The sequence below is a fragment of the Cytophaga aurantiaca DSM 3654 genome (assembly GCF_000379725.1).
Lineage (GTDB): Bacteria > Bacteroidota > Bacteroidia > Cytophagales > Cytophagaceae > Cytophaga > Cytophaga aurantiaca.
This window is the reverse complement of sequence record NZ_KB903665.1, coordinates 109,421-131,594: the sequence shown is the minus strand read 5'-3', so window position 1 is coordinate 131,594 and position 22,174 is coordinate 109,421. Positions and strand designations below refer to the sequence as shown.

Sequence of the window (22,174 nt, the reverse complement as noted above, 5' to 3'; positions counted from 1 at the left end):
AGTTAGACAATTAACTTTGATGCAAATTCCACACATTACCATCCGGATCTTTGATCCCTGCAAATTTTCCCCAGGGTGTCGAATCAATCGGCGCCGTTTCAATACCGTTCTTATTTAATCGTTCAATATCTGCATCAATATCATCTGTAGCAATGGTCATTCCTGTTAAGCAACCCGCAGGCATCTGAGGAAACCAGTTTACAAGGGTGATGCATGTACTACCTTCCGGAAAGCGAAGCTGTATCCATTTCTGCGTCTCACTAAACGACGCTTCAACAACAAGCTCCAATCCCATTTTCAAATAAAATTCTTTTGACTTTTGGGGATCTGTTACAGGAACAGAAATAATTTCTAATGCTTTCATGAGTATGCATTTATTATTTATTCATTTTACTTTTTGCTTCAATACACCACAGTAATTCTTTTACAAACGCATCTGCTCTTTTATCTGTTCCGGCTTTATCCGTTGCATTGCCTTGTTCATCAAAAGCATCCTGAACTTTGGGCACAGGAAACATCGCAGGTACAGTCCAGGCTTTCATTTTCCATAAAGAAAATTGCAGCGAAGTAATGACCTGTGTGCCTCCAAATCCCCCATTGGAAACGGTAGCAATTGCAGTAGGTTTGCGGTGCCACTCATCGTATAAGAGATCAACTACATTTTTTAAAGCTGCAGGATAGCCTCCATTGTATTCAGGAGTAACAATCAATATACCATCGGCAGATTTGATCTTCTCTGCAAACTCCAATGTCTGTGCAGTTGGGTTTGTTTGAAATTTTAAACGTTCGTTAAAAACTGGAAACTGATATTCATTCAGATCGATGATTGCTGCGGTGGCTAATTTATTTTCTTCAATGTATTTTTTAAAATACATTGCTACTCTGTTACTGGCTCTGCCAACGCGTACGCTTGATGAAAGGATAATAATGTTGCTCATAAAATTTTGATTATATATTTAAAAATAAATACCTGATCTTATTTTAAGTTCAATTATTTTAGGAACATAAACAACAGGATGAAAAAATAATCTTGTTAGAATTTTAAACAGCAACGATTTTATGAAAAAAAATCGTCCGGAATGTAAGTCCCGGACGATTGATGATTTTTATACAAACAAGGATTAGTAAGCGCGTTGGCGTTCTAACGTTTTATCTAATGTACCTACAAGTTTATCAATTGCACCACTCACCGCTTTTTCAACTGTATCTGAAAAATTAGTAACTGCAATTGGTTTTAAACCTTCAAGACGTGCTTCAAGCAGACAACGCTTATCGTTACCACCTGTTTTATTGCTGTTCTCATCTGAAAGATATACTTCTATACGAGTAATGTGATCACTGAATCGATCCAAAGAATCTAAAATCATTGAATTCATATACGTTGCAGTACGATCATTCCCTGCAATATTTTTGTCGGTATTGAATTGAATAGTCATGGTCTTAATTATTACGGTTAGTACTATATAGTACGAGGCATACTATAAAACGGTTGTAAAGTTCAGGAATTATTAACAGAATTAACGCACACAAACGAACAATTTACCCCGACTTAGACCTCAGGTAAAATACGTATTTATTGGATTTCAGCGCATTCCGACCGAATAAGTTTATTTTTTTACGGTCTTTATTTTTAGTTGCGGATCATCTTTTTGAGGCGCTTTTTTATTAAAATCCTCATTCGTTTTAGCTTCTGTTAAAGATCCTTTGCCAGCAGATTTTTTTGAAGGAGTTGTAGTGTTTTTAGTTATAGCCATAGTAATTCATTGGTTGGTTGATGCCTCAATATGGAATTTGATAAACGAAATTGCAAGTATAAAATACTGAATATGTGAATCATACAATTATTTATCAAAATCATGTAAATGCATTTATTCAGATCTCTCAGGTTTACCCTCTTCCTCACTTTAATAATATAACCTGAGATTTTGTTTGTTTAATCAAAACATTCCATTTACTTTGAAATACAAAGTACTTTATAATTAAAACTAATAAAAACTACGAATATGAAAACAAGTAAAAAATGGATCGAGCATTTCGAAGCAAATGCATTAGAGCAACGGGTAGAATGGAATCGTCCTCCCATGATCACAGAATGTGAAACAGATTCAATATTGAATTCTCTACAGGCATGGCAATTAGGTGAAACGTCTGATGGAACACATCTCATTCATGCATCAACGATCTATGCAAACAATATCAATGATCCGGATTACATAGATGCGGTAAAACTGTTTATTAAGGAAGAACAAAAACACGGTAATAATTTAGGAAGCTATCTCGATGCAATTGGTAAGCCACGGATCAAAAAAGATTGGGGAGATAGTTTATTTAGAAAGATCCGCTATTTCAATACCAACATGGAGATCTGGACATTGGCTGTAATTACCGTGGAAAGTGCTGCTCAGGTATTTTATCAATGTCTTAAGAATGCAACAGGCTGCAAACTCTTACAGCAGATCTGCACAGATATATTAATTGATGAAGCCTATCACATCGATTTTCAAACGGAAAGAATGACAATTATATTCCAATCAAAATCTTCAATCACCCGATTGATAAGCCGCATGGTCTACCCTATTTTTTTCTTTGCTACTTCCCTGGTTGTATGGTACGCACATAAAAAACTATTCAAAGCCGGAGCAGTTGGGTTTAAAAAATATATAGAAAAAATGAAGTACAAATATTTTAAAACATTGCACAGAGTTGCATTTAGCGAACAGCCAATAAATATGCTCTCTCAACAGGTAGCGTACTGAATTTCATCATTTAAACCACTCTAACACCAATCGCTGTTATATTATGGGAATGGTGTTAGAGTAGATTTTATCTACTCCGATTTATTTCACACAAAGTTTAGTCTTCAACACAAAATCTTTTTAACTTGTTCTACATACTATTCCATGTGCCAGCCACGCAATGACTTCTACGCTATCGGGTCTGATAAAAATTTTCATTAACCTTTTTGCATGCATCTATTGTATACATGCATCCGTTGCGCAAGATAGCATCACTTCTAAAAAAGACTCCATACGTCAAACAGATCTGATAGAAATTATATTCAAAAAACATCCCGAAAAACAGTCCGTTAAAATAAAAAAAGACAAGAAAGTATATATTACCGTATTGCCTGCTGTTGGCTACACTCCTGCTACAAGTCTTGCTGCTGTATTAGCAGCGAATGTTGTTTTTTTTACTGGAGATCCTAAAACTACCTATGCATCTGTTGTTGCTACAAGTGCTACGTATACGGCAAACAAACAGTTCATACTTCCTGTTCGTTCGAACATCTGGCTAAAAGATAATTCATGGAACCTCATTGGCGACTGGAGGTTTATGAAATATCCGCAATACACTTATGGCTTAGGAGGTGGAACTGAAAAGTCAGATGCCAATATGATTGATTTCTCGTATGTACGCTTCTATCAATCTGCATTACGGAATCTTTACTCCAAGCTTTATTTTGGAGGCGGTGTTAATGTAGATTATTTTTATAACATAAAAGAAGAATGGAACGGTAGTGCACCGAGCGATTTTGAAACGTATGGAGTTGGTACAGGTACTGAGTCATTTTCCGATGGATTGAATGTGCAATGTATATGGGACAATCGTAAAAACACCATCAATCCGGAGAAAGGGAGTTATGTAAATATTGTGTACCGCTTCTATCCTAACTTTATGGGAAACAGTAAGCCATGGGCCTCTGTTTATGCGGATTTCAGAAAGTACATTCAATTGCCGTCAAAAGGAAAAAACATTTTAGGCTTCTGGCTGTTTTACTGGGGAGCACCCAAGGGAACTGCTCCGTATCTCCTTCTCCCAAGCAATGGCTGGGACACGTATACCAATACCGCGCGTGGTTATGTGCAAGGCAGATTCAGGAGCATCAATATGCTGTATGCAGAAGCAGAATACCGTTACCGGATCACAAAAAATGGTTTATTGGGAGGTGTATTATTTGTGAATGCCGCCACCTATTCAGAACCGGGAAACGGTAAGTACAAATATGTGTATCCGGCTGTAGGCGCTGGCCTTCGTGTAAAATTAAATAAAGATTCCAATACCAATCTGTTGATTGATTTTGCTATTGGCCTAAAGCATTCAAACGGATTCTACCTGGATGTCGGTGAAATATTTTAACGAACCAAACGGATGAGTTCAATACGTTATCTGCAAAGAAGGTCGAATACTCACTTCCGGATGATTACCCGAAGCAAAGAAATATACATTGTACGGTTCTTCTTTTGCAAGCTTTAACAAGAAGCCGAAACGTTCATCGGTTGGTTTATTGATCATGTTCTGAACAAGCTTTGTCACATCCAGCTTTAAATAATTTGCTTTCGCATCCGTTTTCTTCTCTACTAACACTCTATCGACAGCTGTAGCTTCAGGCTGTGTTTTCCATGTAACGGTTGTTTCATTCCATTCAGATGTTATTTGTTCAATCATAAAACCAACATTACCTGAGTTACCATCTCCTGGTAAAACTTTATCGTATTTTGATGTCGGATTAAAATACAGATTCAAATAAGCAGATTTGATTTTCACATTCTGTGAAATATTAGAGGTGTTAAAATCCAATGTAACCCGATTAATATTCAGAATATCATTCTGAGTCCATGCGTACAAATGAATGTCTTCAGCCAACCCGCCATTGTTATTGGGAACAATCCTGCTGAATACTGCATCACCTCTTGAAGATTCATAGGAATATAGCATGACTGTATTTCCGGAAGAAGCTGAAGCTCCTTTAGGCTTAGAACAGGAAATACATAAAGTGATAACAACGAAGAATGCTAATGTTATTTTTTTCATAAAATGATTTTGAAAAGGACATTTAAAATAAAATGCCACCTTACTCAGGTGGCATTTTATTTTGTATAAGAATATAAGAAGAACTCTTCTCTACTGATCACTGACAACTGACCACTATTACGCTAATATACGAACCGGATCTTCAAGGTAGCTTTTCAATGTCTGTAAGAACGCTGAACCTACTGCACCATCTACTACACGGTGATCGCAAGCAAGTGTTACTTTCATGATGTTACCAACTACAATCTGTCCGTTTTTAACGATCGGTGTTTGTTTGATCCCACCTACAGATAAGATACATGCATCCGGGGAGTTGATGATTGATGTAAATTCATCAATACCAAACATACCTAAATTTGAAATCGTGAAGGTATTACCAGACATATCTGCCGGTTGAATTTTTTTGCTCTTTGCTTTCGCTCCAAGTTCTTTTACTTCCTGAGAAATATGAGATAGTGATTTAGAATCTGCAAAACGAACTACCGGAACTACTAAACCGTCTTCAATTGCAATAGCAACACCGATGTGGATGTGGTGATTCACGCGGATTTTATCTCCCTGCCATGAAGCATTTACCATAGGGTGTTTGCGAAGTGCAGCTGCTGATGCACGAATAACCATATCGTTGAACGATACTTTCGCAGTAGCTACTTCGTTGATGCTGCCACGTGCTTCAATTGCCTTATCCATGTTGATTTCCATGGTTAAGTAGAAGTGCGGAGCAGTAAATAAGCTTTCAGATAAACGCTTCACAATTACTTTACGCATTTGCGAAACCGGTACTTCATCAAAGCTTTCCTGACCAACAACATTTGGTAAAGAAGCTGCTGCCGGAGCACTTGCACCTTTGGCCGGTGCTGCTTCTGCAGGAGCTGCTTTGAAGTTCTCAACGTCGCGTTTTACAACACGCCCGTGATCACCTGTACCTTTAACCTGTCTGATATCGATTCCTTTATCCGAAGCAATTTTACGAGCTAAGGGAGAAATTTTAGATCTTTCATCTGAAGATGCAGAACCGTTAGATGCCGGAGCACTTGCTGCTGCAGGTGCAGAAGCTGATTCTGTTTTAGCCGGTGCGCTTGCTGCTGCCGGAGCTGCAGAAGGTTTACCGTTTTTATATGCGTTGATGATCGGAGTTACATCTGTTCCTTTTGCACCAATAATGGCAATAAGTCCATCGATTTTAACTGCGTCACCTTCGTTTACCGCAATGTGAAGAAGCGTACCGTCTTCATACGATTCCATTTCCATGGTAGCTTTATCTGTAGCTACTTCTGCAAGCAACTCACCAGATTTAACTGCATCGCCTACTTTTTTATGCCATGCTACAATCGTTCCTTCAACCATTGTATCGCTCATTTTAGGCATTAAAATAGCTTCCGCTTTGATAGAAGAAAGATCTACCGCCGGTGCAGAAGATGCTGCCTGTTCAGCTACTGCTGCCGGCGCTTCTGCTTTAGCTTCTGCCTTTGGAGCAGCTGCCGGAGCACCACCATTTTTGATCTGACTTAACAGGGCATCAATATTCTCACCGTCTTTACCAATAACTGCAATTACACCATCGATAGGTACTGCACTTTTTGCTTCAGCTGCGATATATAGGAGCGTTCCATCTTCATAAGATTCCATTTCCATGGTCGCCTTATCCGTTTCAACTTCTGCTAACAGGTCGCCGGATTTCACCTTATCTCCTACTTTTTTGTGCCATGCCGCGATCACACCTTCTGTCATGGTATCGCTCATTTTAGGCATTTTAATCAATTCTGCCATTATCTTTCTATAGAGATTAAACGTATGCTTAGAATTCAAAAATACGGTTTTTACAATAAATTCCCACTACTAAGTATAGAATTTATCTACGTACTTTTTCGTAGTTTTCTTTTTTAAATTCTTCGTCCTCATTTAAAGGACTGTTTGTTAACCGATTGCTTTTAGATCCTAATCCGATTCTAATTTTCTTTCTTTAACAACAACTTGATTTTTTAGGTTTCCCAAGGAAATTTAAGCCAAGCCAAGCAAATGCCGCTGGTCGTTACTGCAAACAATTTCAATTCTTTCCCCTATACCTTCCAGTACATACAAACACAGATTACTGTGTTCAAATTGATCCATCTTCGCAAGACTGGTATTCGTAATATGGCTTAATAAGATACGGATTGCCCTGCCGTGCATGCACATCAATATGGTTTCATACTCAGAATTCAAAATCTCTTGTATCACAGGTTCTTGTCGTCTCTGTACATCCACCGGACTTTCTCCGCCCCACATTTTGAATTCTATATCTCCCTGCTGCCAACGTTGCAGAAGATCTTTATATTCATTGTGTTCGGTTGCTGTAGCAAGTTTACCATCCATATCTCCCCAGCTGATCTCATTTAAACCCGGACGAATGTAATGCGGAATGGATTCATCAATAAACGCCTGTACAGATTCAATACTTCTGTTTAAAGCAGAGGTGTACACAACATCAAACGGAATGTGTTTGTAGGCTTGATAAAATGCATCTGCCTGAGCACGACCGGTATCATTCAAAGATGAGTTTACGGCACTGCCTTGTACGATTCCCTTTTTATTGAATTCAGTTTGTCCATGACGGACAAGGTATATTTTTTTGGTACTCAAAATTATTCTACTTTTGTTAGCCTTCAATCTTGCTTACAAGTATAATGATAAATACAAACATAACACTTGAAGAATTAAATAAAATGAGTGTGAACACCATAGGTGAACACCTTGGAATTGTATTTACTGAAGTGGGTACCGATTATATCTGTGGTACCATGCCGGTTGATAACCGTACCAAACAACCGATGGGATTGCTGCATGGCGGCGCATCCGGAGTATTGGCCGAAACACTTGGCAGCATCGGTTCGTATTTATGTGTAGATGTGAAAACGCAGGCTTGTGTGGGATTGAATCTTTCATGCAATCATGTTCGTGCTGCAAAAGACGGCATTGTTACAGGCAAAGCAGTCTTGATACACAAAGGCGGAAAGACACATATCTGGAACATTGATATAACAAACGATCAACAACAACTGGTTTGTAGCAGCAGATTAACTGTAATGGTGTTGGATAAAAAGTAGTATGAATTCTTCAACAGTTGTACAGACAGACATATCGGAGAATCTTTGTAAAAAAGATTTGATCAAAGGCAGCTTATATACTGCCATGCAACGCTCGTATGCAATTGCCTGCTGGTCTTGTCCGGAATCAAAAAGCTGGGACATCATACTAGACCCGGAACCTTTAGAGCTTGCCGAAAATAAAACGCCTTACCTGTATAAATTGCCTTCGGGTTTTTTGATTGCTCCATTCAAATCAAATGCTGCAAAATATTTTATACAGAAAAAAATACATATCCAGGTTGGAGAAACCGTAAACAGTGAAGCACAGCCCGAATATTCAATGATTCTGGAGGATGTGTTTCAGACAAGCAGCCAGACAAAGGGTTTGTCTTTAGCAGATCTGCTTCCTGAGAAAACAATTCAAAATACTTCTACGGATCATGATTATATTGCCGGCGTTGAAGCTGCAAAGAAAGTTATTATAGAAACCGAATTGCAGAAAGTTGTATTGGCACGTTCGAAAGAACAACCGATATCGCTTGCTGATCTGGAAACCGTTGTATTGAATCTGCGCAAACAGTATCCGTTGGCGTATGTAGCAATTTTCTTTCATCCTGAAACAGGTTTGTGGATCAGTGCTACACCTGAATTATTATTGGCAACAGATAGCGATGGTACTTTCAAAACCGTTGCGCTTGCAGGTACACAAAAATACAATCCCGATATTCCGATCCGTGATGTATCCTGGACGCATAAAGAAATTGAAGAACAGGCATTGGTTGGCAGATACATCATTAATTGTTTTAAAACAATACGTTTACGCGAATACATTGAAGAAGGTCCGCGTACCATTCAGTCCGGTAATCTGCTGCATTTAAAAACTGTTTACACAGCGAATACAACCGAAGTAAACATGCAGGAACTTGGAACAACCATGCTGCAGCTGCTGCACCCGACTTCAGCGGTATGCGGAATGCCTAAAAAACCTGCAACCGAATTCATTGAACAATACGAACATTTCGATCGCAATTTATTCAGCGGTTACTCCGGACCGGTGAACATGGATAGAGAAACGGCTCTTTATGTAACATTGCGCTGTGCACAGATTCATTCAAACAGTATTACGTTATATGCAGGAGCTGGAATTACAGCCTACTCTGTAGCGCAAAAAGAATTTGATGAAACGAATCTGAAAATGGATGTAATCGGTAAAGCGTTTAGTAATTTATAAATTCAACTTTTTAGAGAAACACTGTGCAAGCAATCTACGATATACCCGAAATACTTTTTCAGCATGGTGTAACAGATGTAGTACTGTCGCCGGGTTCACGTTGTGCACCTTTAAGCATTGCATTTGCGCGCCACAAAAAACTTCAGATCAAAGTTGTACCCGACGAACGTTCTGCTGCATTCATTGCCTTAGGTATGTCACTACAGACTCAAAAACCTACGGTATTGATCTGCACATCGGGCTCTGCCTTATACAACTACGCTCCTGCTGTTGTAGAAGCGTATTATCAGCGTGTACCGTTAATCATATTAACGGCAGACAGACCACCTGAATGGATCGATCAGAACGACGGACAAACGATTCGTCAACAGGAAATATACGGCAAACACAGTAAAGCATTTTTTCAACTCTCTGCAGAGCACGAACTGCCCGCAACACAATGGGAAACCTACCGCAAAGTAAACGAAGCAATTTCAATCTCTGAAGCATACCCGAAAGGGCCAGTGCATATTAACATTCCATTCAGAGAACCTTTTTATCCTAAAACGGATATCACGTTCTCTGAATCTCCAACGGTTATTAAACGCGAACAGCCTGTTCATACATTAAGCACCGATCAATGGAAAAACATTCAGCATAAATTAGATTCCTATAAAAAGATCTTATTTGTTGGTGGTCAACATCCGTATGATGAATCACTGCGCTTAAAGATCGGCAACATCAAAGCACCTTTTATCGGCGAGGTTGTTTCCAACCTGCATGGCGTGCGTAATGTAATCCATACACACGATACCATGCTCACTTCAATTCCCTTAAGCGATCTGGAAGAATTAAAGCCGGATCTGGTAATATCTTTTGGTGGTGCTTTATTATCAAAATGGTTGAAACAGTATATCCGTACCAATGATTCAATTGATCATTGGTATGTAGGTCCGGATGTAACAACACCGGATGTATTTCAGCAGCTCACGGAAATTATTCCGGTGCAATTAAATGAGTTTCTTTCTCAGACAAGCATTGCTTCTGCAACCCAGGATCAATTCCTTCAACGCTGGATACAACAACAGACACACATCGTTCCGGCAATCCGTGATTTCAATACGAAGGAAAAAATATTCAATGAATTTACAGCCCTTGCAGATGTGCTGCACCATCTTCCCTCTTTTGGCAAGCTTCATTTAGCTAACAGTATGTCGGTACGTTATGCCAACACTATTGGTATTACGCAGCGTTCAGCGGAAGTATTTGCAAACAGAGGCACAAGCGGTATTGATGGAGTGATCAGTACTGCATATGGCTATGCATTGAAAACCACACAGCTTGTAACCATAATTACTGGCGATATGGCCTTCTTCTACGATCGCAATGCTTTTTGGAATAACTATAAACCATCCAACCTGCGTGTTGTTTTATTGAATAACCACGGAGGTGGTATCTTCCGGATGATCGACGGTCCTTCTGCCTTACCGGAATTGGATGAGTTTTTTGAAACGAAACAACCATTAAGTGCGAAGCATCTGGCTACGGAGCAGGGATTGGAATACACCTTATGCAAAAATTTCAATGATCTGAACAAAGCGCTGGAAGACTTCTTCCAGCCATCTATGTTTGGAAAAATTTTAGAAATAGAAACCGATTCAAGAAAAAACACAGAAGTGTTTAAACGCTTTAAGAAAACAATCCAACAACATTATATATAAACTCAAAAAGTAAATTCCAAATCTTGTCCCACTCTATCCGTAGAATTAGCGAAGCGCTCTATGGATTATAGAATAAAATAGAGTCTTTGACTCGTTTTTAATATACGGATGTTTTATAATCGAGTCGAAGACTCTCAATTATTAAACATCCGTAGAACGCTGTAATTTGGAATTTACTTCTTGTTCATACTATTTTTTTTAACGCCATGATGTATCCAACATGTATACCTTCATGAAAGACGAGGTAATTAATAGCATCATCAATGGTTTGTAAGCTTACTCCATATCTGGTTTTAAAAGGTTTGAACGATGTGAGCATGTGCTGCTTGTAATCACTCTCCAAACGGTCAATTGTCGGCAGCAACAATTTTTTAATCGTGTCAATTGCATCTGAAGAAATAATACCCTGAGGTTTAGTATCTGATTTGAATAACTTTATATAGCCTTCATCCACTACGATCGACACATTGCTGCGTATGTAACATACATCCTGTTGACTGGCGATCAGATGTCCCATATTCCAGATGATGTTATTTTTATATCCCGGTGGAATTTTATTCAATTGATCATCTGACATATCGTTTACCATACCCAATACAAATGAGCGTGCCTTTCGGATAATTTCAATTTGTGTTCTCATAGCTGTAAAAATTTATTTATAAAAGTTCTGCAAAAGTATCCCCCTTACTCATGTCTCCCGTTTCAAAGCCTCGCTTAAACCAATAGATACGCTGCTCTGAAGTACCATGTGTAAAACCATCCGGTTGTACATATCCACGAGCCATTTTCTGCAAGTGATCGTCCCCCACGGCACCTGCTGCGCTAATTGCTTCGTCTATATCCCCCGGCTCCAGTACATTCTTCATCTCCTGATTGTGGTGTGCCCAAACACCTGCATAAAAATCAGCCTGCAATTCCAACGCAACAGATAATTTATTCGATTCTTTCTCACTTAAATTTTGTCGTTCATTATAAACTCTTTCAGATGTTCCTAATAAATTCTGTACATGATGCCCCACTTCATGTGCAATCACATAGGCAATAGCAAAATCACCGCCTTCAGCACCATATTTATTTTTCAGTTCATCAAAGAAAGATAGATCTATGTATACTTTTTGATCGGCCGGACAATAAAACGGACCGATCGCAGAACTTGCTTCTCCACAGCCCGATGTAGTAGCATTTCTAAAAAGTACCAGCTTGGGTTCAACATAGGTTTTTCCTGCTTCAGCAAATAATTTATTCCAGACATCTTCATTGTCTGCAAGCATTACGCCCACCATTTTACCCATTTCCTGATCTTCAGCACTCAGTGGCTCATCAGATGCTGACTCTTGCGAAACATGTACCTGTTGCTCCAGCTGATTTAATACTTCAGTACCATCACCTCCTAAAAATAATTGTACCAACAAAAAAACAATACCTATAGCACCGCCTCCCAATGCTATTTTGCCTCCTGCACCTCCGCTTCTACGATCTTCTACGTTATCACTGCCACGTCTGTTTAGCCATTTCATAATTTTCTGTATTTTTTAATTCATTTTTTTGTAAAAACACACCTTACTAAAGATAGCTTAAATCATTGATTTATAAAACAAGTTAAAACAAAAGGGCTGCTACGTTACCGTAACAGCCCTTCTACAATAAATGATAGAAATCAGATTATTTTTTCTTTTCTGTATAGTTTGAATTTTTGATCATTTCATCAAAATAAAGAATTGACCAAACAATATTTGTTTTTTCTGAATAAGGAATAACATCATCCAATGTTTCATTCAAAGAATTAACAAAATCCGATTTGTTTTTTGCTTCTTTTTCTAAATGTGCAATATTAACTTCTGTTTCAGGAATTGACATATCGTTGAATGTTGCACCCGGCTCCGGATGTAACGATAAGAACGGTAAAATTTCAATCAAATATGCAAGTCTGGCTTTGTAGATGTTAATTAGCTCCAACTTTGGCATTGCAGTCAATTCTTCTTTCGTATAATATTTTGTAATCTTTTTTAGTTTAACAAATGCATGAGCAGTATCTTTTCCTAATACATTATACGATATTGGAGCAGCAACTTTTTCGTTCGTTGTGAAACTTAGCATAACAAACATGCTTATTAAACCAAGAACAAAAACTATCGACAGTTTAAGAATATTGTTTTTCATATAATTAATTAAATTTTATTTAGAATTTATTTTATAAAGTTAATAGAAAATCTGTTTGAATAGATTGAAGCTATTTTATTTATAACATGAAGTTTTCCACAGTGGCTTGTGGGCTAAAATGTTAATTAATTAAATATAAGTAAATTAATTATAAAAACCAGTAATATATATTTTTTTGAATTAAAACGAAAAACAAGAAGTTACGTATTAAGCATTTTTCAAACCTTGTCTTTCTAAATGCATATGACTTGAATCTGTTTTGAAAATAGATTTTCACCTGTGTGAAACAAAATGCAATCAGTTCCTTTAATCTCAGTCATTCCCATCCGATTTAGCCCTATTTTAGCTATCTTTACAGCCTTAAATTAATTTTCATGATCTCAATAGATGGTTTAGCAGTTGCTTTTAGTGGCAATACGCTATTTAGCGATGTTACCTTCAACATCAACGACAATGACAGAATTGCCTTGATGGGTAAAAACGGAGCAGGTAAATCTACCATGCTCAAAATTATAGCAGGTGTAGATAAACCAACACGCGGTAAAGTAACTGCGCCTAATGGTGCTGTAATTGCTTACTTACCTCAGCATTTATTGGTTAAAGACGACAGCAATGTATTTGAAGAAACATCAAAAGCATTTGCAACAGTATTAGCTTTGAAAAAAGAAATTGATGAACTCAATCATCAGTTAGAAACGCGCACCGACTATGAAACCGATGCGTATATGAAAATTATTGAGCGTGTATCCGAAGTGAGCGAGCAATATTATTCTATTGAAGAAGTTAATTTTGATTCAGAAGTTGAAAAAACATTACTAGGCTTAGGCTTTTTACGCGAAGATTTCACTCGCCCATGCTCTGAATTCAGCGGTGGATGGCGGATGCGCATTGAGCTTGCTAAAATTCTATTGCAAAAGCCCGACTTGATCTTGTTGGATGAGCCTACCAACCACCTGGATATTGAATCCATTCAGTGGCTGGAAGATTTTTTGGTTAACAATGCAAAAGCTGTAATGCTGATTTCTCACGATAAAGCATTTGTAGATAACATCACAAACCGTACGATTGAGGTTACAATGGGTCGCATCTACGATTACAAAGTAAATTATTCGCATTATTTAGAATTACGTAAAGAACGCCGTCAGCATCAGCAAAAAGCATACGACGAACAACAACGATTTATTGCCGACACAATGGAATTTGTTGATCGTTTTAAAGGCACATATTCCAAAACGTTGCAGGTTCAGTCGCGTGTGAAAATGCTTGAAAAGCTTGAGCCGATTGAAGTTGACGAAGTAGATACATCCTCCTTAAGTTTGAAGTTCCCTCCTGCTCCACGCTCCGGAAATTATCCGGTAATCGCGAGAGAGCTTACTAAAACCTATGGAAATCATGTGGTTTTTAAAGATGCATCACTTACCATTGAACGTGGTGAAAAAGTTGCATTTGTTGGTAAAAACGGTGAAGGTAAATCAACGCTGATCAAAGCTATCATGAGCCAGATCGACTATGATGGAGAGTTGGAACTTGGTCATAATAGTATGATCGGTTATTTTGCTCAAAATCAGGCTGCCTTATTGGACGAAGATTTAACCGTATTCCAAACAGTTGATAACATTGCTATCGGAGACATGCGTACTAAAATCCGCGACATCTTAGGAGCATTTATGTTTGGAGGAGAAGCTTCTGCTAAAAAAGTGAAAGTGCTTTCGGGTGGAGAAAAGACGCGTTTGGCAATGATTAAATTATTGCTGGAACCTGTTAATCTATTGATCCTCGATGAGCCTACAAACCACCTGGATATTAAAACCAAAGACATTTTAAAAGAAGCCTTAGTAGCATTTGATGGTACGATCATCCTTGTATCTCACGACAGAGATTTCCTGAATGGTCTGGCAACAAAAGTCTTTGAATTCGGCAACAAACGTATCAAAGAACACTTCGAAGATATCAATGGCTTCTTACGAAATAAGAAAATGGATAACCTGAAAGAGATCGAACGCAAAGCAAAATAATACCGATCCCAATCATGTAAAACCGTGATTGGGATTTTGTTTTTAATTCAGTTAACACATACGATTGATAACTTTTCCTCGTTTTACAGTATATCATTGGTTACATTCATATATGAATAAAATCATAATATTCTCCCTCTTGTTTTTCACGTATCTAACGGGCTTCTGTCAGACAGATACGATCTTTTTTAAAAATCAAAAAATATCCTGTAAAGTTCTTAAAATCAAAACAGATTCTATAAACTATAAATTAGTTACTTCTGAAACGCAATATGCCGTTGCGAAAAAAGACGTAGATAAAATTATTTATAAAAACGGAAAAGTCTTTTCCGTAAAGGAAGATATACGAATAGTACATGTTGATGGTGTTTCGAATTTTAATGATGTAGTAATTACATTTACTCCCGGAGATACAATTAAAAGCACAAAAATTACAGATCTCAACATCTCCTTTGATTTTGAGGAAAGCGGACAATCAAAGTATCTTGAAAAAGCATATAAACAACTAAAGATCCATGCGTCAATGCTTGGTGCTAATATTGTATACATACCAGAGCAAGGTGCGCTGAGCGCTGCAGGTATTACAGACAGCTCCATGACAGATTTACACGGCATTGCTTATTGCAGCAGCGTTCCAACACTAGATGAATTCGATAAAAAGATCGGTGACAAAACAGAGTTCAACGCGACTGAACAATGGTATTTACCCAAAGGAAAACCAGACGTTTATCAGCTGTACTTTAATGGTAAGTTTATTATCAGTGAAATTACAGAAAGCGAAGGTTTCGTGTATATAAACGGAGAACTAAAAGGTTTTCCCAAAGCAACGTCCTTCCGTTTAATTTCAATTTCTCCAAAATTCTTTACTGTTAGTTTTGAGCTGAACAACAACGTATACAATGTTCAGGTGAACTTATAAGAACAACGGTTTACACATAAAAAAGTGAAGGCTTATGCCGATCCCCAATAGCTATGGGGATCGGCATAAGCCTTCACTTTTTTATGCCCAGATTTGTAAGAAACAGTCTTTGTCAGATTGAATTACTTTTTAGGATTGATCGGTAATCGTTTAAATATTTCGATTACAGCTGCATTGATCTCTGTAGGGATGTCTGTTGAAATGGTCATGTCTTTGTCGTTTGCGCCTGCTCCCCAGATATATCTTCGTGTCTTCGTATCATACATGTTTACGATCAATGCACCTTCTTCTACACGATGCTCTGTAACTTTACCGCCGGCAACCGGTACAGAAACGCCAGCGCCATAATAATATCCGCCATAGTATCCTGTTGAATTAGCCGGGTAGCCAGTTGTTCCATTAGGACTTACAGGTGTCTTTTGTCCCATGTTATAACCATTCGGATCGAAAGCTGGTCCACCGTAATAATTCTGTCCGTAATATGCAGGTGCATACACCGAAATACCTACACTTGTTGTAGCTGATTGCTTATATTCAACTGTTTCGTTCAAACGGGTATCAAACATAAAAACCACATCCGGATTGATTGTATCCAACTTCATCCCTTTCTTTATCAATTCTGCATCACAAACTTTGATGATGTAATTCCCATAAGGTTTGTCCTTTCTGTGCATGTCGATAACCGTATCATAAGGTGCGATCCATGCAAACGTTTTATACTTAGAAAAGTCTGTTTTCTTATCGTAGCTTGAAAATATTTTCAGCTTTGTAACATAAGAAGTCAGTAAAATGGCAGCAACTACAAGTATGGATAAAAGTATTTTTTTCATTTCTATTCTATTAAATATTTCGCAATATACACATTTGTAAAGATATAGCTTGCAATGATTTAGATCAACTTTTCCTTATCACAGAGTCTGGGTGGCTGGCCGAAAAGGTACAACCTCGGCAACATGTGTGATTAGGTAAGTTGCGGAAACAGTTTACCTTCGATATCGATTATCTTACCACAAACTCCTTTTCAGCTAGTTCATTTCCGTTAATCACAATGGCAATCTTATGCTTACCGCTGTAATGCTTACGTGTTGTAAGATCTTTAAAAGAAATACGTTTACTGATCATATGCTTGCTGGCTTTTGGATATATTTTTTCTGTGATCTTAAACAGTTTACGACTATTTTTTCCAGCAGCTTTTGCGTAGTAAACCGCAAACTCAATACGCAATTTACTCTCCTTTTTAGCATCTGTTTCCAGTTCAAATGAAAAAGAAATCTCTTCACCCAGGGCTATCTGTTTTTTATTCAGATTAAGATTTAATACAGAACAACGAACAGAAGTATTCAGATCAAACAAACCAAGTACTTCCGCATGTGCTTTCTTTAATAGTGTTCTGGCGCCATGCTTAATGATCCAATCAGTATATTCCGATTTTCCTTTCCACTTTTTAATTAAAGAAATTACCACATCGGGATTATCTTTTGCAATATCATTCAAATTGTTTGCAACGCTTTTACGCACATACAACGACTCATCGTTTTTAAGATTTTCCAGAATCGCCAAGATCAGTGTAGGATTTTTTTTGAATACAGGAATTGCCATTCCCCAGGGCAAACGTGGTCTGCAGCCTTCGCTTGAGAAACGGCGAACACTCGGATTTTTATGCGTAGACCATTTCAACATCTGCTTCATTACTTTCTCAGGATGTTTGATCAGAAAAGGACGCACAGCAAATTCACAGCTTGTGTATTGCGTGATCTCTTCAATGGCTTTCAACGAAAGCGTTACATGCTCTTGTCCGAATATTTCTACATACTCTGCTAAAAATAAATAATGAAAACTCTGATGGTTATCTGAACCACCTCTTAAATGGTGCACCCAATTAATGATCGTTTGTATATCCTTAGCGTAATCCTGATGCAAGAATTGCTGCAGCACGTTCGCCAGATGTTTCATACGTTGCTTTAATTCTCGTGCATCCCAATCCGAATCAAATACAGCCTTTACAAATGCTTTTTGATTAAGTTCAGGATAAACATGTTTTAAAGACTTTGTTAATGAATCAATAAATGCAGGTGAATAAACATTTTTTAGGGGCTCCATGAAAATAATTTTCTATACTTAAACCGAGATCAAATCACAATACCAAAATCCCTTGGTCTTTATTGGCGACTTACATACATCATCATCAAATTGATATTCCAGAGGCTTATAGATCTTTTCACCTACTGTGAATGTAATGGGAGTTTTAAAAACCGGACCGTCATAACAAAACGTATGATACTCGCCGTTTTCACCGCAAGGATCTACAAAGGCAGGCAACTCATTTACAAAATCTGTATCGATCTCCTTGCCCACCCAAGACTCTTCTAAATATCCATCATTGATGCAACAGGTAATCGTTTTAAATTGTTTTGCTATAAAATCCTGGATCAATGCCTTTGTATCCATTTTCCATAAAGGAAAAACGCCGAGCAGATCAACCTTCTTCAAATTCTCTTCTCTATAAGACCGTAGATCTTCTAAAAAAATATCTCCAAAGATAACATGAGTTACTCCTTCGGCTTTTACCCGCAGCAATGTATCCCGCATCAGTTCTTCATACTCAGCATGTGTTCCATCTTTGATACGTACTTTGATCGCAGGAATACCAATAGATTCAATCTGTTTGTCAAGCAGCTCCTCACGCACGCCATGCATGGAGATTCTTTTGAAGGCATCGTTTACAGTTGTCATCAGATACACAACATCAAATTGTTTTTCCGATAACACTTTATGCAGGCAATAGGAAGAATCTTTCCCACCACTCCAGCAAAAGAGTGCTTTAGGTAATGTACTCATATTATTTTTTGTATCCATACGGACAATGTCTGCAACCGTTCTTGCAGCAACTACCGCGCTTTAAATGATAACTGCGTGTAAATACATAGAAACCATTTTCAATATAATAATCATCTTCCTGCACAAGGAATTTATTTAAGACTGCTTCTTCTTTTGCCAAAGCTTCTTTTAAACATGCTTCACACAAACAATCCTTACCATCTTCAACACCAGATATTGGTTCGTAAGCCATACACCAGCACTGCTCATCCGTACTCCCGCAGGTCATATCTGCTGAACACACAGAGCAGGATTTCAGTTGCATGATATTATTATTTAGCTAATGGCAACGCCAACAAACGCTCGTATGTTTTTTTATACAAGCTCGTACCTAGTAATACATAGAATGCTATACCACCCCACCATGCACAATTGAGTATGAGATTTTCCATTGCATAATAGTCTTCGCAGATCTTAGGGTTATTTGTACAATATTGATATTCATCCGGCAACTGTCCTATGTCAAGGTATTCATGAAAATACAAATACAGAAATAACGGAGCGAAAGCAAACGTAGCATTCGAGAGTAAGATGAAGACTGTTTTCAAAGAAGAATAGTGTTGCAAATTCCGGTTGAAGAAACTAAAATAAATACCAGTGAAAAACACGATCATAATAACATGTATACCAAACCCTTCATCATCCCATATTACAATCGTTAAAATGATTACAGCAAGTGCCAACAAAGCAGTATACACAAACATAAGTATGAATTCTCTCAAACGAATATTTTTGAAGATGAACAACAATACCGACAAACATAAAGCAACATGAAACGTAACGATCAAGCGTAAGAGCAAGTCGTTCCATTTCTGGTGTTTTGCTGACGTAATCGTACTATGTACTTCACCTATGCGATATTGATCCAGTTGTCGAGGATTGGTTGATGCATATGTTTCGCCGTGTACAGAGGTAACCGGATAGTTTGCAGATATATCATCCGTTTCGTAGAAAGCAGGAATGAAGCGATTCAATTTATAATTCAACAAAATTATATCCGGTTTCTCAAAACGAACATCGACATAACCATCGCTATATTTATTATACAGCGTTATAAAATTCTGAATATCTTTTAACCGTTCTGCATCCGTTTTATATTTTACCTGATATTTTTCAAAGTATAATGTGTCTAATGGTTTATAATCATGATCTGAATAATCATAGTAAGATTCAGGGATGTAATTATCTTCAATCATATACAACTTTGGAACACCCGCTACATCACGTGTATACTTAGATTCAAGCTCATCTGATTCTCCCGGAAAATAGGAACGCATCTTAGGTTTTACATATTCGATGTAATAGGTTTCTTTTGTATTCGAATTATCATCATCCTGGCTATAGTCACCTCTATACTGAGGATATCCTTCTAAATATTCATACTTCAAGAACGTTGAATCCGATGGAAAATATCTATACGCCTTCGAATCTCCCATAAAATAATACACCGCTTGATTGTATGTGATAGCTTCTGTACGTATCTCTTCATCTGTCATCAGATTCCCTTTTCGAATATCAACAATCAACGGATAAAAAATAATGTGCAGCATACACAACATAAATACATACACATATGCAAGGTGCTCTTTAAATCCATTGATAAAGACTCTTCTTCCAAATGACTTTGTATTGTTGAACTGAATCAATATGTATACAAAGAGAAATCCTTCGAGTACTGCAGTTAATACAGAGATCAATATCACAGCAACGATATCATCATCTCCCCGGTTATCCAGATTTATAAAAAACGGAATGGGTACTGTAAGTAACGTAACGAGCAGCCACATCCAGGTGATCGTTGGCAATTGCAGCTGCCACCCCAGAGGAGCATTTTTTAATAACCGTTCATTATAAGATAAAATAAATGATGGCGTAATTTTATGAATAAATTTTCTCATGATGCCTTACGAATATTATAATTGAAAAAGTTGTTTTGTAGAAGTACTGATATCTCTGAAATATTTGATCGAATACCCGTTCGAAATAAGTTTCGATAATACATCCGATGCTTGTATAGATCTATCTGTACGAAGAATAATCGTAATACCGCTTTCAGAAAACTGAACGGCATCGGATGAAAACAACGGCTGTAACTCCTTGCTGCTGAAATTTCCTGAGAGTTCAAAAACATTTCCTTCCCGCTCCTGCATGAATTCATTCATAGCACCGCTGTAGTCACAACGGCCGTTACGAAGGAAAATAATGTTATCAGCAACATGTTCTACTTCATGCAGCTGCTGAGAACTTAAAATAACACTCACCGGATTTTTAATGGAGTTGGCCATCGATTTAAAATCCTGCAGGATCCATTCCTGCGCGTTGATGTCAAGATTGGCAAGCGGTTCATCCAGCACCAATACTTTCGGAGACCATACCAGCATCTTTGCCAGTTCAAACCGAAGCTTATACCCACTCGACAATTCTTTCCAGCCCAGATCAGCAAAGTTTGATAAGCCCATGCGATGAATTACAAACTCAACAATCTTTTCATTTTCTTCTCCAACAATATTATGTATGGTAGCTGCATACTGTAAGTTCTCGCGTAAAGTTCCCTGCCAGCCTTCAAGGCGCTGCGGGATATACGCGATATGATGTTTAATCAGGTAATCTTCAGAAATTTCCTCTCCATCAAAATGATATTCCAATACACCCGTATCATAACTTAATAGACGGGCAAGTATACGCAGTAAGGTTGTTTTCCCGTTACCGTTCTCTCCTACAATACCTGTGATCTCGCCGGCTTTCAGAACCGTACTTACAGGTCCTAATTTGAAATTGCCTTTCTGAGAATATCTTTTAATAACATCTACGGCTTTTAATACAGGGAATTGAGGATAGGCCTTCAATAAATACTCTTCCGGTTCCTGATACGAATATGCTCTGATGCGGTTAAAAATCACTGTAGCCTGCTGCAACACAGCAATGGCGTCCTGTTCTGTTATATCAGACTCTCCCAGCTGGCGAAGGGAGTTGTATTTTTTCCGTAATTGCACTGCCTCTTCCAGATCAGCAGGCACAAGGGTGTAATCACGAATAAAGTCCATCAGACTGCATGTAGTCCGATGACATTCTTTGTTTATAATCGAACGTTCGATCTGAGATAACCGAAGCGCTGCATTCATCATACTCATAAAATATATTGGATAAAATAGGGAGATAACTTAAACGAACATAATCAAAATAACCAGCTTCTTAAAGAATTCAACTATAATAAAATAAAGGAGTTATACACGTTCTTATGAATGAAGCCAAGCGAAATTCATGAATGTGAATTTGTACCATTTATTATGAATATAAAACGAAATGGTTCAAGTCATTTGCATATGCTTATCAAAATAAAATATCCACCGAAATGTTAAGTATACATTTTTATCTTTATTTTCGGATATTCA

The 22,174-nt window shown here is 37.7% G+C and carries 23 protein-coding genes; 7 read left to right on the top strand and 16 right to left on the bottom strand.

What is annotated here, in order from left to right; genetic code table 11:
• Positions 1 to 10 precede the first annotated feature (10 nt).
• The 4 genes from A3EE_RS0118710 to A3EE_RS21915 form a co-directional block, all read right to left on the bottom strand.
• Complete coding sequence (locus A3EE_RS0118710; protein WP_018344977.1) at positions 11 to 364, bottom strand: VOC family protein; 354 nt, start codon at positions 362 to 364, stop codon at positions 11 to 13.
• A 13-nt stretch (positions 365 to 377) separates the two neighbouring features.
• Complete coding sequence (locus A3EE_RS0118705; RefSeq protein WP_018344976.1) at positions 378 to 938, bottom strand: NADPH-dependent FMN reductase; 561 nt, start codon at positions 936 to 938, stop codon at positions 378 to 380.
• A 183-nt stretch (positions 939 to 1,121) separates the two neighbouring features.
• Positions 1,122 to 1,436, bottom strand: coding sequence for an HPF/RaiA family ribosome-associated protein (locus A3EE_RS0118700; protein ID WP_018344975.1), 315 nt, complete (start codon positions 1,434 to 1,436; stop codon positions 1,122 to 1,124).
• 171 nt (positions 1,437 to 1,607) lie between these two features.
• Positions 1,608 to 1,754 carry a hypothetical protein gene (locus tag A3EE_RS21915; RefSeq protein WP_018344974.1) on the bottom strand — a complete coding sequence of 49 codons (147 nt, stop codon included), beginning with the start codon at positions 1,752 to 1,754 and terminating at the stop codon, positions 1,608 to 1,610.
• Positions 1,755 to 2,003: 249 nt separating this feature from the next.
• Between A3EE_RS21915 and A3EE_RS0118690 the strand changes: the two genes are divergently transcribed.
• A complete protein-coding gene (locus tag A3EE_RS0118690) occupies positions 2,004 to 2,756 on the top strand; it encodes a hypothetical protein (protein ID WP_018344973.1) in 753 nt (250 codons plus the stop codon).
• 160 nt (positions 2,757 to 2,916) lie between these two features.
• Positions 2,917 to 4,137, top strand: coding sequence for a BamA/TamA family outer membrane protein (locus tag A3EE_RS20960; RefSeq protein WP_018344972.1), 1,221 nt, complete (start codon positions 2,917 to 2,919; stop codon positions 4,135 to 4,137).
• Positions 4,138 to 4,155: 18 nt separating this feature from the next.
• On the opposite strand, the gene A3EE_RS0118680 is transcribed toward A3EE_RS20960, so the two are convergent.
• The 3 genes from A3EE_RS0118680 to A3EE_RS0118670 all read right to left on the bottom strand — a co-directional run bounded on the left by A3EE_RS0118680 (position 4,156) and on the right by A3EE_RS0118670 (position 7,434).
• Positions 4,156 to 4,812 carry a DNRLRE domain-containing protein gene (locus tag A3EE_RS0118680; RefSeq protein WP_018344971.1) on the bottom strand — a complete coding sequence of 219 codons (657 nt, stop codon included), beginning with the start codon at positions 4,810 to 4,812 and terminating at the stop codon, positions 4,156 to 4,158.
• A 117-nt stretch (positions 4,813 to 4,929) separates the two neighbouring features.
• The gene (locus tag A3EE_RS0118675) at positions 4,930 to 6,582 is read right to left on the bottom strand and encodes a pyruvate dehydrogenase complex dihydrolipoamide acetyltransferase (RefSeq protein ID WP_018344970.1); all 1,653 of its coding nucleotides are present in this window, start codon (positions 6,580 to 6,582) and stop codon (positions 4,930 to 4,932) included.
• A 231-nt stretch (positions 6,583 to 6,813) separates the two neighbouring features.
• Positions 6,814 to 7,434, bottom strand: coding sequence for a histidine phosphatase family protein (locus A3EE_RS0118670; RefSeq protein ID WP_018344969.1), 621 nt, complete (start codon positions 7,432 to 7,434; stop codon positions 6,814 to 6,816).
• Positions 7,435 to 7,478: 44 nt separating this feature from the next.
• Here A3EE_RS0118670 and A3EE_RS0118665 point away from each other — a divergent pair, with 44 nt between their 5' ends.
• From A3EE_RS0118665 to menD, 3 genes are read left to right on the top strand one after another with little or no spacing between them, the layout of a single operon-like run.
• Positions 7,479 to 7,898, top strand: a complete 420-nt coding sequence (locus tag A3EE_RS0118665; RefSeq protein ID WP_018344968.1) for a hotdog fold thioesterase — start codon at positions 7,479 to 7,481, stop codon at positions 7,896 to 7,898.
• 1 nt (position 7,899) lies between these two features.
• Positions 7,900 to 9,111 carry a chorismate-binding protein gene (locus A3EE_RS0118660; protein WP_018344967.1) on the top strand — a complete coding sequence of 404 codons (1,212 nt, stop codon included), beginning with the start codon at positions 7,900 to 7,902 and terminating at the stop codon, positions 9,109 to 9,111.
• A 23-nt stretch (positions 9,112 to 9,134) separates the two neighbouring features.
• The gene (menD, locus tag A3EE_RS0118655) at positions 9,135 to 10,811 is read left to right on the top strand and encodes a 2-succinyl-5-enolpyruvyl-6-hydroxy-3-cyclohexene-1-carboxylic-acid synthase (RefSeq protein ID WP_018344966.1); all 1,677 of its coding nucleotides are present in this window, start codon (positions 9,135 to 9,137) and stop codon (positions 10,809 to 10,811) included.
• 184 nt (positions 10,812 to 10,995) lie between these two features.
• On the opposite strand, the gene A3EE_RS0118650 is transcribed toward menD, so the two are convergent.
• The 3 genes from A3EE_RS0118650 to A3EE_RS0118640 all read right to left on the bottom strand — a co-directional run bounded on the left by A3EE_RS0118650 (position 10,996) and on the right by A3EE_RS0118640 (position 12,908).
• Entirely contained in the window at positions 10,996 to 11,451 is a 456-nt protein-coding gene (locus A3EE_RS0118650) for a DinB family protein (RefSeq protein WP_018344965.1), read from the bottom strand.
• 16 nt (positions 11,452 to 11,467) lie between these two features.
• The gene (gene ypfJ, locus A3EE_RS0118645) at positions 11,468 to 12,328 is read right to left on the bottom strand and encodes a KPN_02809 family neutral zinc metallopeptidase (protein ID WP_018344964.1); all 861 of its coding nucleotides are present in this window, start codon (positions 12,326 to 12,328) and stop codon (positions 11,468 to 11,470) included.
• Positions 12,329 to 12,473: 145 nt separating this feature from the next.
• Positions 12,474 to 12,908, bottom strand: coding sequence for a hypothetical protein (locus A3EE_RS0118640; protein ID WP_245553865.1), 435 nt, complete (start codon positions 12,906 to 12,908; stop codon positions 12,474 to 12,476).
• A gap of 437 nt (positions 12,909 to 13,345) precedes the next feature.
• On the opposite strand from A3EE_RS0118640, the gene A3EE_RS0118635 reads away from it, so the two are divergent.
• Positions 13,346 to 14,986 carry an ABC-F family ATP-binding cassette domain-containing protein gene (locus A3EE_RS0118635; RefSeq protein ID WP_018344962.1) on the top strand — a complete coding sequence of 547 codons (1,641 nt, stop codon included), beginning with the start codon at positions 13,346 to 13,348 and terminating at the stop codon, positions 14,984 to 14,986.
• A gap of 112 nt (positions 14,987 to 15,098) precedes the next feature.
• A complete protein-coding gene (locus A3EE_RS0118630) occupies positions 15,099 to 15,905 on the top strand; it encodes a hypothetical protein (RefSeq protein ID WP_018344961.1) in 807 nt (268 codons plus the stop codon).
• Positions 15,906 to 16,027: 122 nt separating this feature from the next.
• On the opposite strand, the gene A3EE_RS0118625 is transcribed toward A3EE_RS0118630, so the two are convergent.
• The 6 genes from A3EE_RS0118625 to A3EE_RS0118600 form a co-directional block, all read right to left on the bottom strand.
• Positions 16,028 to 16,735 carry a DUF4136 domain-containing protein gene (locus tag A3EE_RS0118625; protein WP_018344960.1) on the bottom strand — a complete coding sequence of 236 codons (708 nt, stop codon included), beginning with the start codon at positions 16,733 to 16,735 and terminating at the stop codon, positions 16,028 to 16,030.
• A 169-nt stretch (positions 16,736 to 16,904) separates the two neighbouring features.
• A complete protein-coding gene (locus A3EE_RS0118620) occupies positions 16,905 to 18,005 on the bottom strand; it encodes a DNA alkylation repair protein (protein ID WP_018344959.1) in 1,101 nt (366 codons plus the stop codon).
• Between the two features lie 18 nt (positions 18,006 to 18,023).
• Positions 18,024 to 18,743, bottom strand: a complete 720-nt coding sequence (locus A3EE_RS0118615; RefSeq protein WP_245553864.1) for a Dph6-related ATP pyrophosphatase — start codon at positions 18,741 to 18,743, stop codon at positions 18,024 to 18,026.
• A 1-nt stretch (position 18,744) separates the two neighbouring features.
• Positions 18,745 to 19,047, bottom strand: a complete 303-nt coding sequence (locus tag A3EE_RS0118610; protein ID WP_018344957.1) for a C1orf53 family protein — start codon at positions 19,045 to 19,047, stop codon at positions 18,745 to 18,747.
• A 7-nt stretch (positions 19,048 to 19,054) separates the two neighbouring features.
• A complete protein-coding gene (locus tag A3EE_RS0118605) occupies positions 19,055 to 20,680 on the bottom strand; it encodes a hypothetical protein (protein ID WP_018344956.1) in 1,626 nt (541 codons plus the stop codon).
• 15 nt (positions 20,681 to 20,695) lie between these two features.
• Complete coding sequence (locus A3EE_RS0118600; protein ID WP_245553863.1) at positions 20,696 to 21,907, bottom strand: ABC transporter ATP-binding protein; 1,212 nt, start codon at positions 21,905 to 21,907, stop codon at positions 20,696 to 20,698.
• Positions 21,908 to 22,174: the final 267 nt, after the last annotated feature.

Bases quoted from the DNA above. Each gene is read 5' to 3' on its own strand.
- A3EE_RS0118710 (WP_018344977.1), bottom strand. From the start codon at position 364: ATGAAAGCATTAGAAATTATTTCTGTTCCTGTAACAGATCCCCAAAAG.
- A3EE_RS0118705 (WP_018344976.1), bottom strand. From the start codon at position 938: ATGAGCAACATTATTATCCTTTCATCAAGCGTACGCGTTGGCAGAGCC.
- A3EE_RS0118700 (WP_018344975.1), bottom strand. From the start codon at position 1,436: ATGACTATTCAATTCAATACCGACAAAAATATTGCAGGGAATGATCGT.
- A3EE_RS21915 (WP_018344974.1), bottom strand. From the start codon at position 1,754: ATGGCTATAACTAAAAACACTACAACTCCTTCAAAAAAATCTGCTGGC.
- A3EE_RS0118690 (WP_018344973.1), top strand. From the start codon at position 2,004: ATGAAAACAAGTAAAAAATGGATCGAGCATTTCGAAGCAAATGCATTA.
- A3EE_RS20960 (WP_018344972.1), top strand. From the start codon at position 2,917: ATGACTTCTACGCTATCGGGTCTGATAAAAATTTTCATTAACCTTTTT.
- A3EE_RS0118680 (WP_018344971.1), bottom strand. From the start codon at position 4,812: ATGAAAAAAATAACATTAGCATTCTTCGTTGTTATCACTTTATGTATT.
- A3EE_RS0118675 (WP_018344970.1), bottom strand. From the start codon at position 6,582: ATGGCAGAATTGATTAAAATGCCTAAAATGAGCGATACCATGACAGAA.
- A3EE_RS0118665 (WP_018344968.1), top strand. From the start codon at position 7,479: ATGATAAATACAAACATAACACTTGAAGAATTAAATAAAATGAGTGTG.
- A3EE_RS0118660 (WP_018344967.1), top strand. From the start codon at position 7,900: ATGAATTCTTCAACAGTTGTACAGACAGACATATCGGAGAATCTTTGT.
- A3EE_RS0118650 (WP_018344965.1), bottom strand. From the start codon at position 11,451: ATGAGAACACAAATTGAAATTATCCGAAAGGCACGCTCATTTGTATTG.
- ypfJ (WP_018344964.1), bottom strand. From the start codon at position 12,328: ATGAAATGGCTAAACAGACGTGGCAGTGATAACGTAGAAGATCGTAGA.
- A3EE_RS0118640 (WP_245553865.1), bottom strand. From the start codon at position 12,908: ATGCTAAGTTTCACAACGAACGAAAAAGTTGCTGCTCCAATATCGTAT.
- A3EE_RS0118635 (WP_018344962.1), top strand. From the start codon at position 13,346: ATGATCTCAATAGATGGTTTAGCAGTTGCTTTTAGTGGCAATACGCTA.
- A3EE_RS0118630 (WP_018344961.1), top strand. From the start codon at position 15,099: ATGAATAAAATCATAATATTCTCCCTCTTGTTTTTCACGTATCTAACG.
- A3EE_RS0118625 (WP_018344960.1), bottom strand. From the start codon at position 16,735: ATGAAAAAAATACTTTTATCCATACTTGTAGTTGCTGCCATTTTACTG.
- A3EE_RS0118620 (WP_018344959.1), bottom strand. From the start codon at position 18,005: ATGGAGCCCCTAAAAAATGTTTATTCACCTGCATTTATTGATTCATTA.
- A3EE_RS0118615 (WP_245553864.1), bottom strand. From the start codon at position 18,743: ATGAGTACATTACCTAAAGCACTCTTTTGCTGGAGTGGTGGGAAAGAT.
- A3EE_RS0118610 (WP_018344957.1), bottom strand. From the start codon at position 19,047: ATGCAACTGAAATCCTGCTCTGTGTGTTCAGCAGATATGACCTGCGGG.
- A3EE_RS0118605 (WP_018344956.1), bottom strand. From the start codon at position 20,680: ATGAGAAAATTTATTCATAAAATTACGCCATCATTTATTTTATCTTAT.
- A3EE_RS0118600 (WP_245553863.1), bottom strand. From the start codon at position 21,907: ATGATGAATGCAGCGCTTCGGTTATCTCAGATCGAACGTTCGATTATA.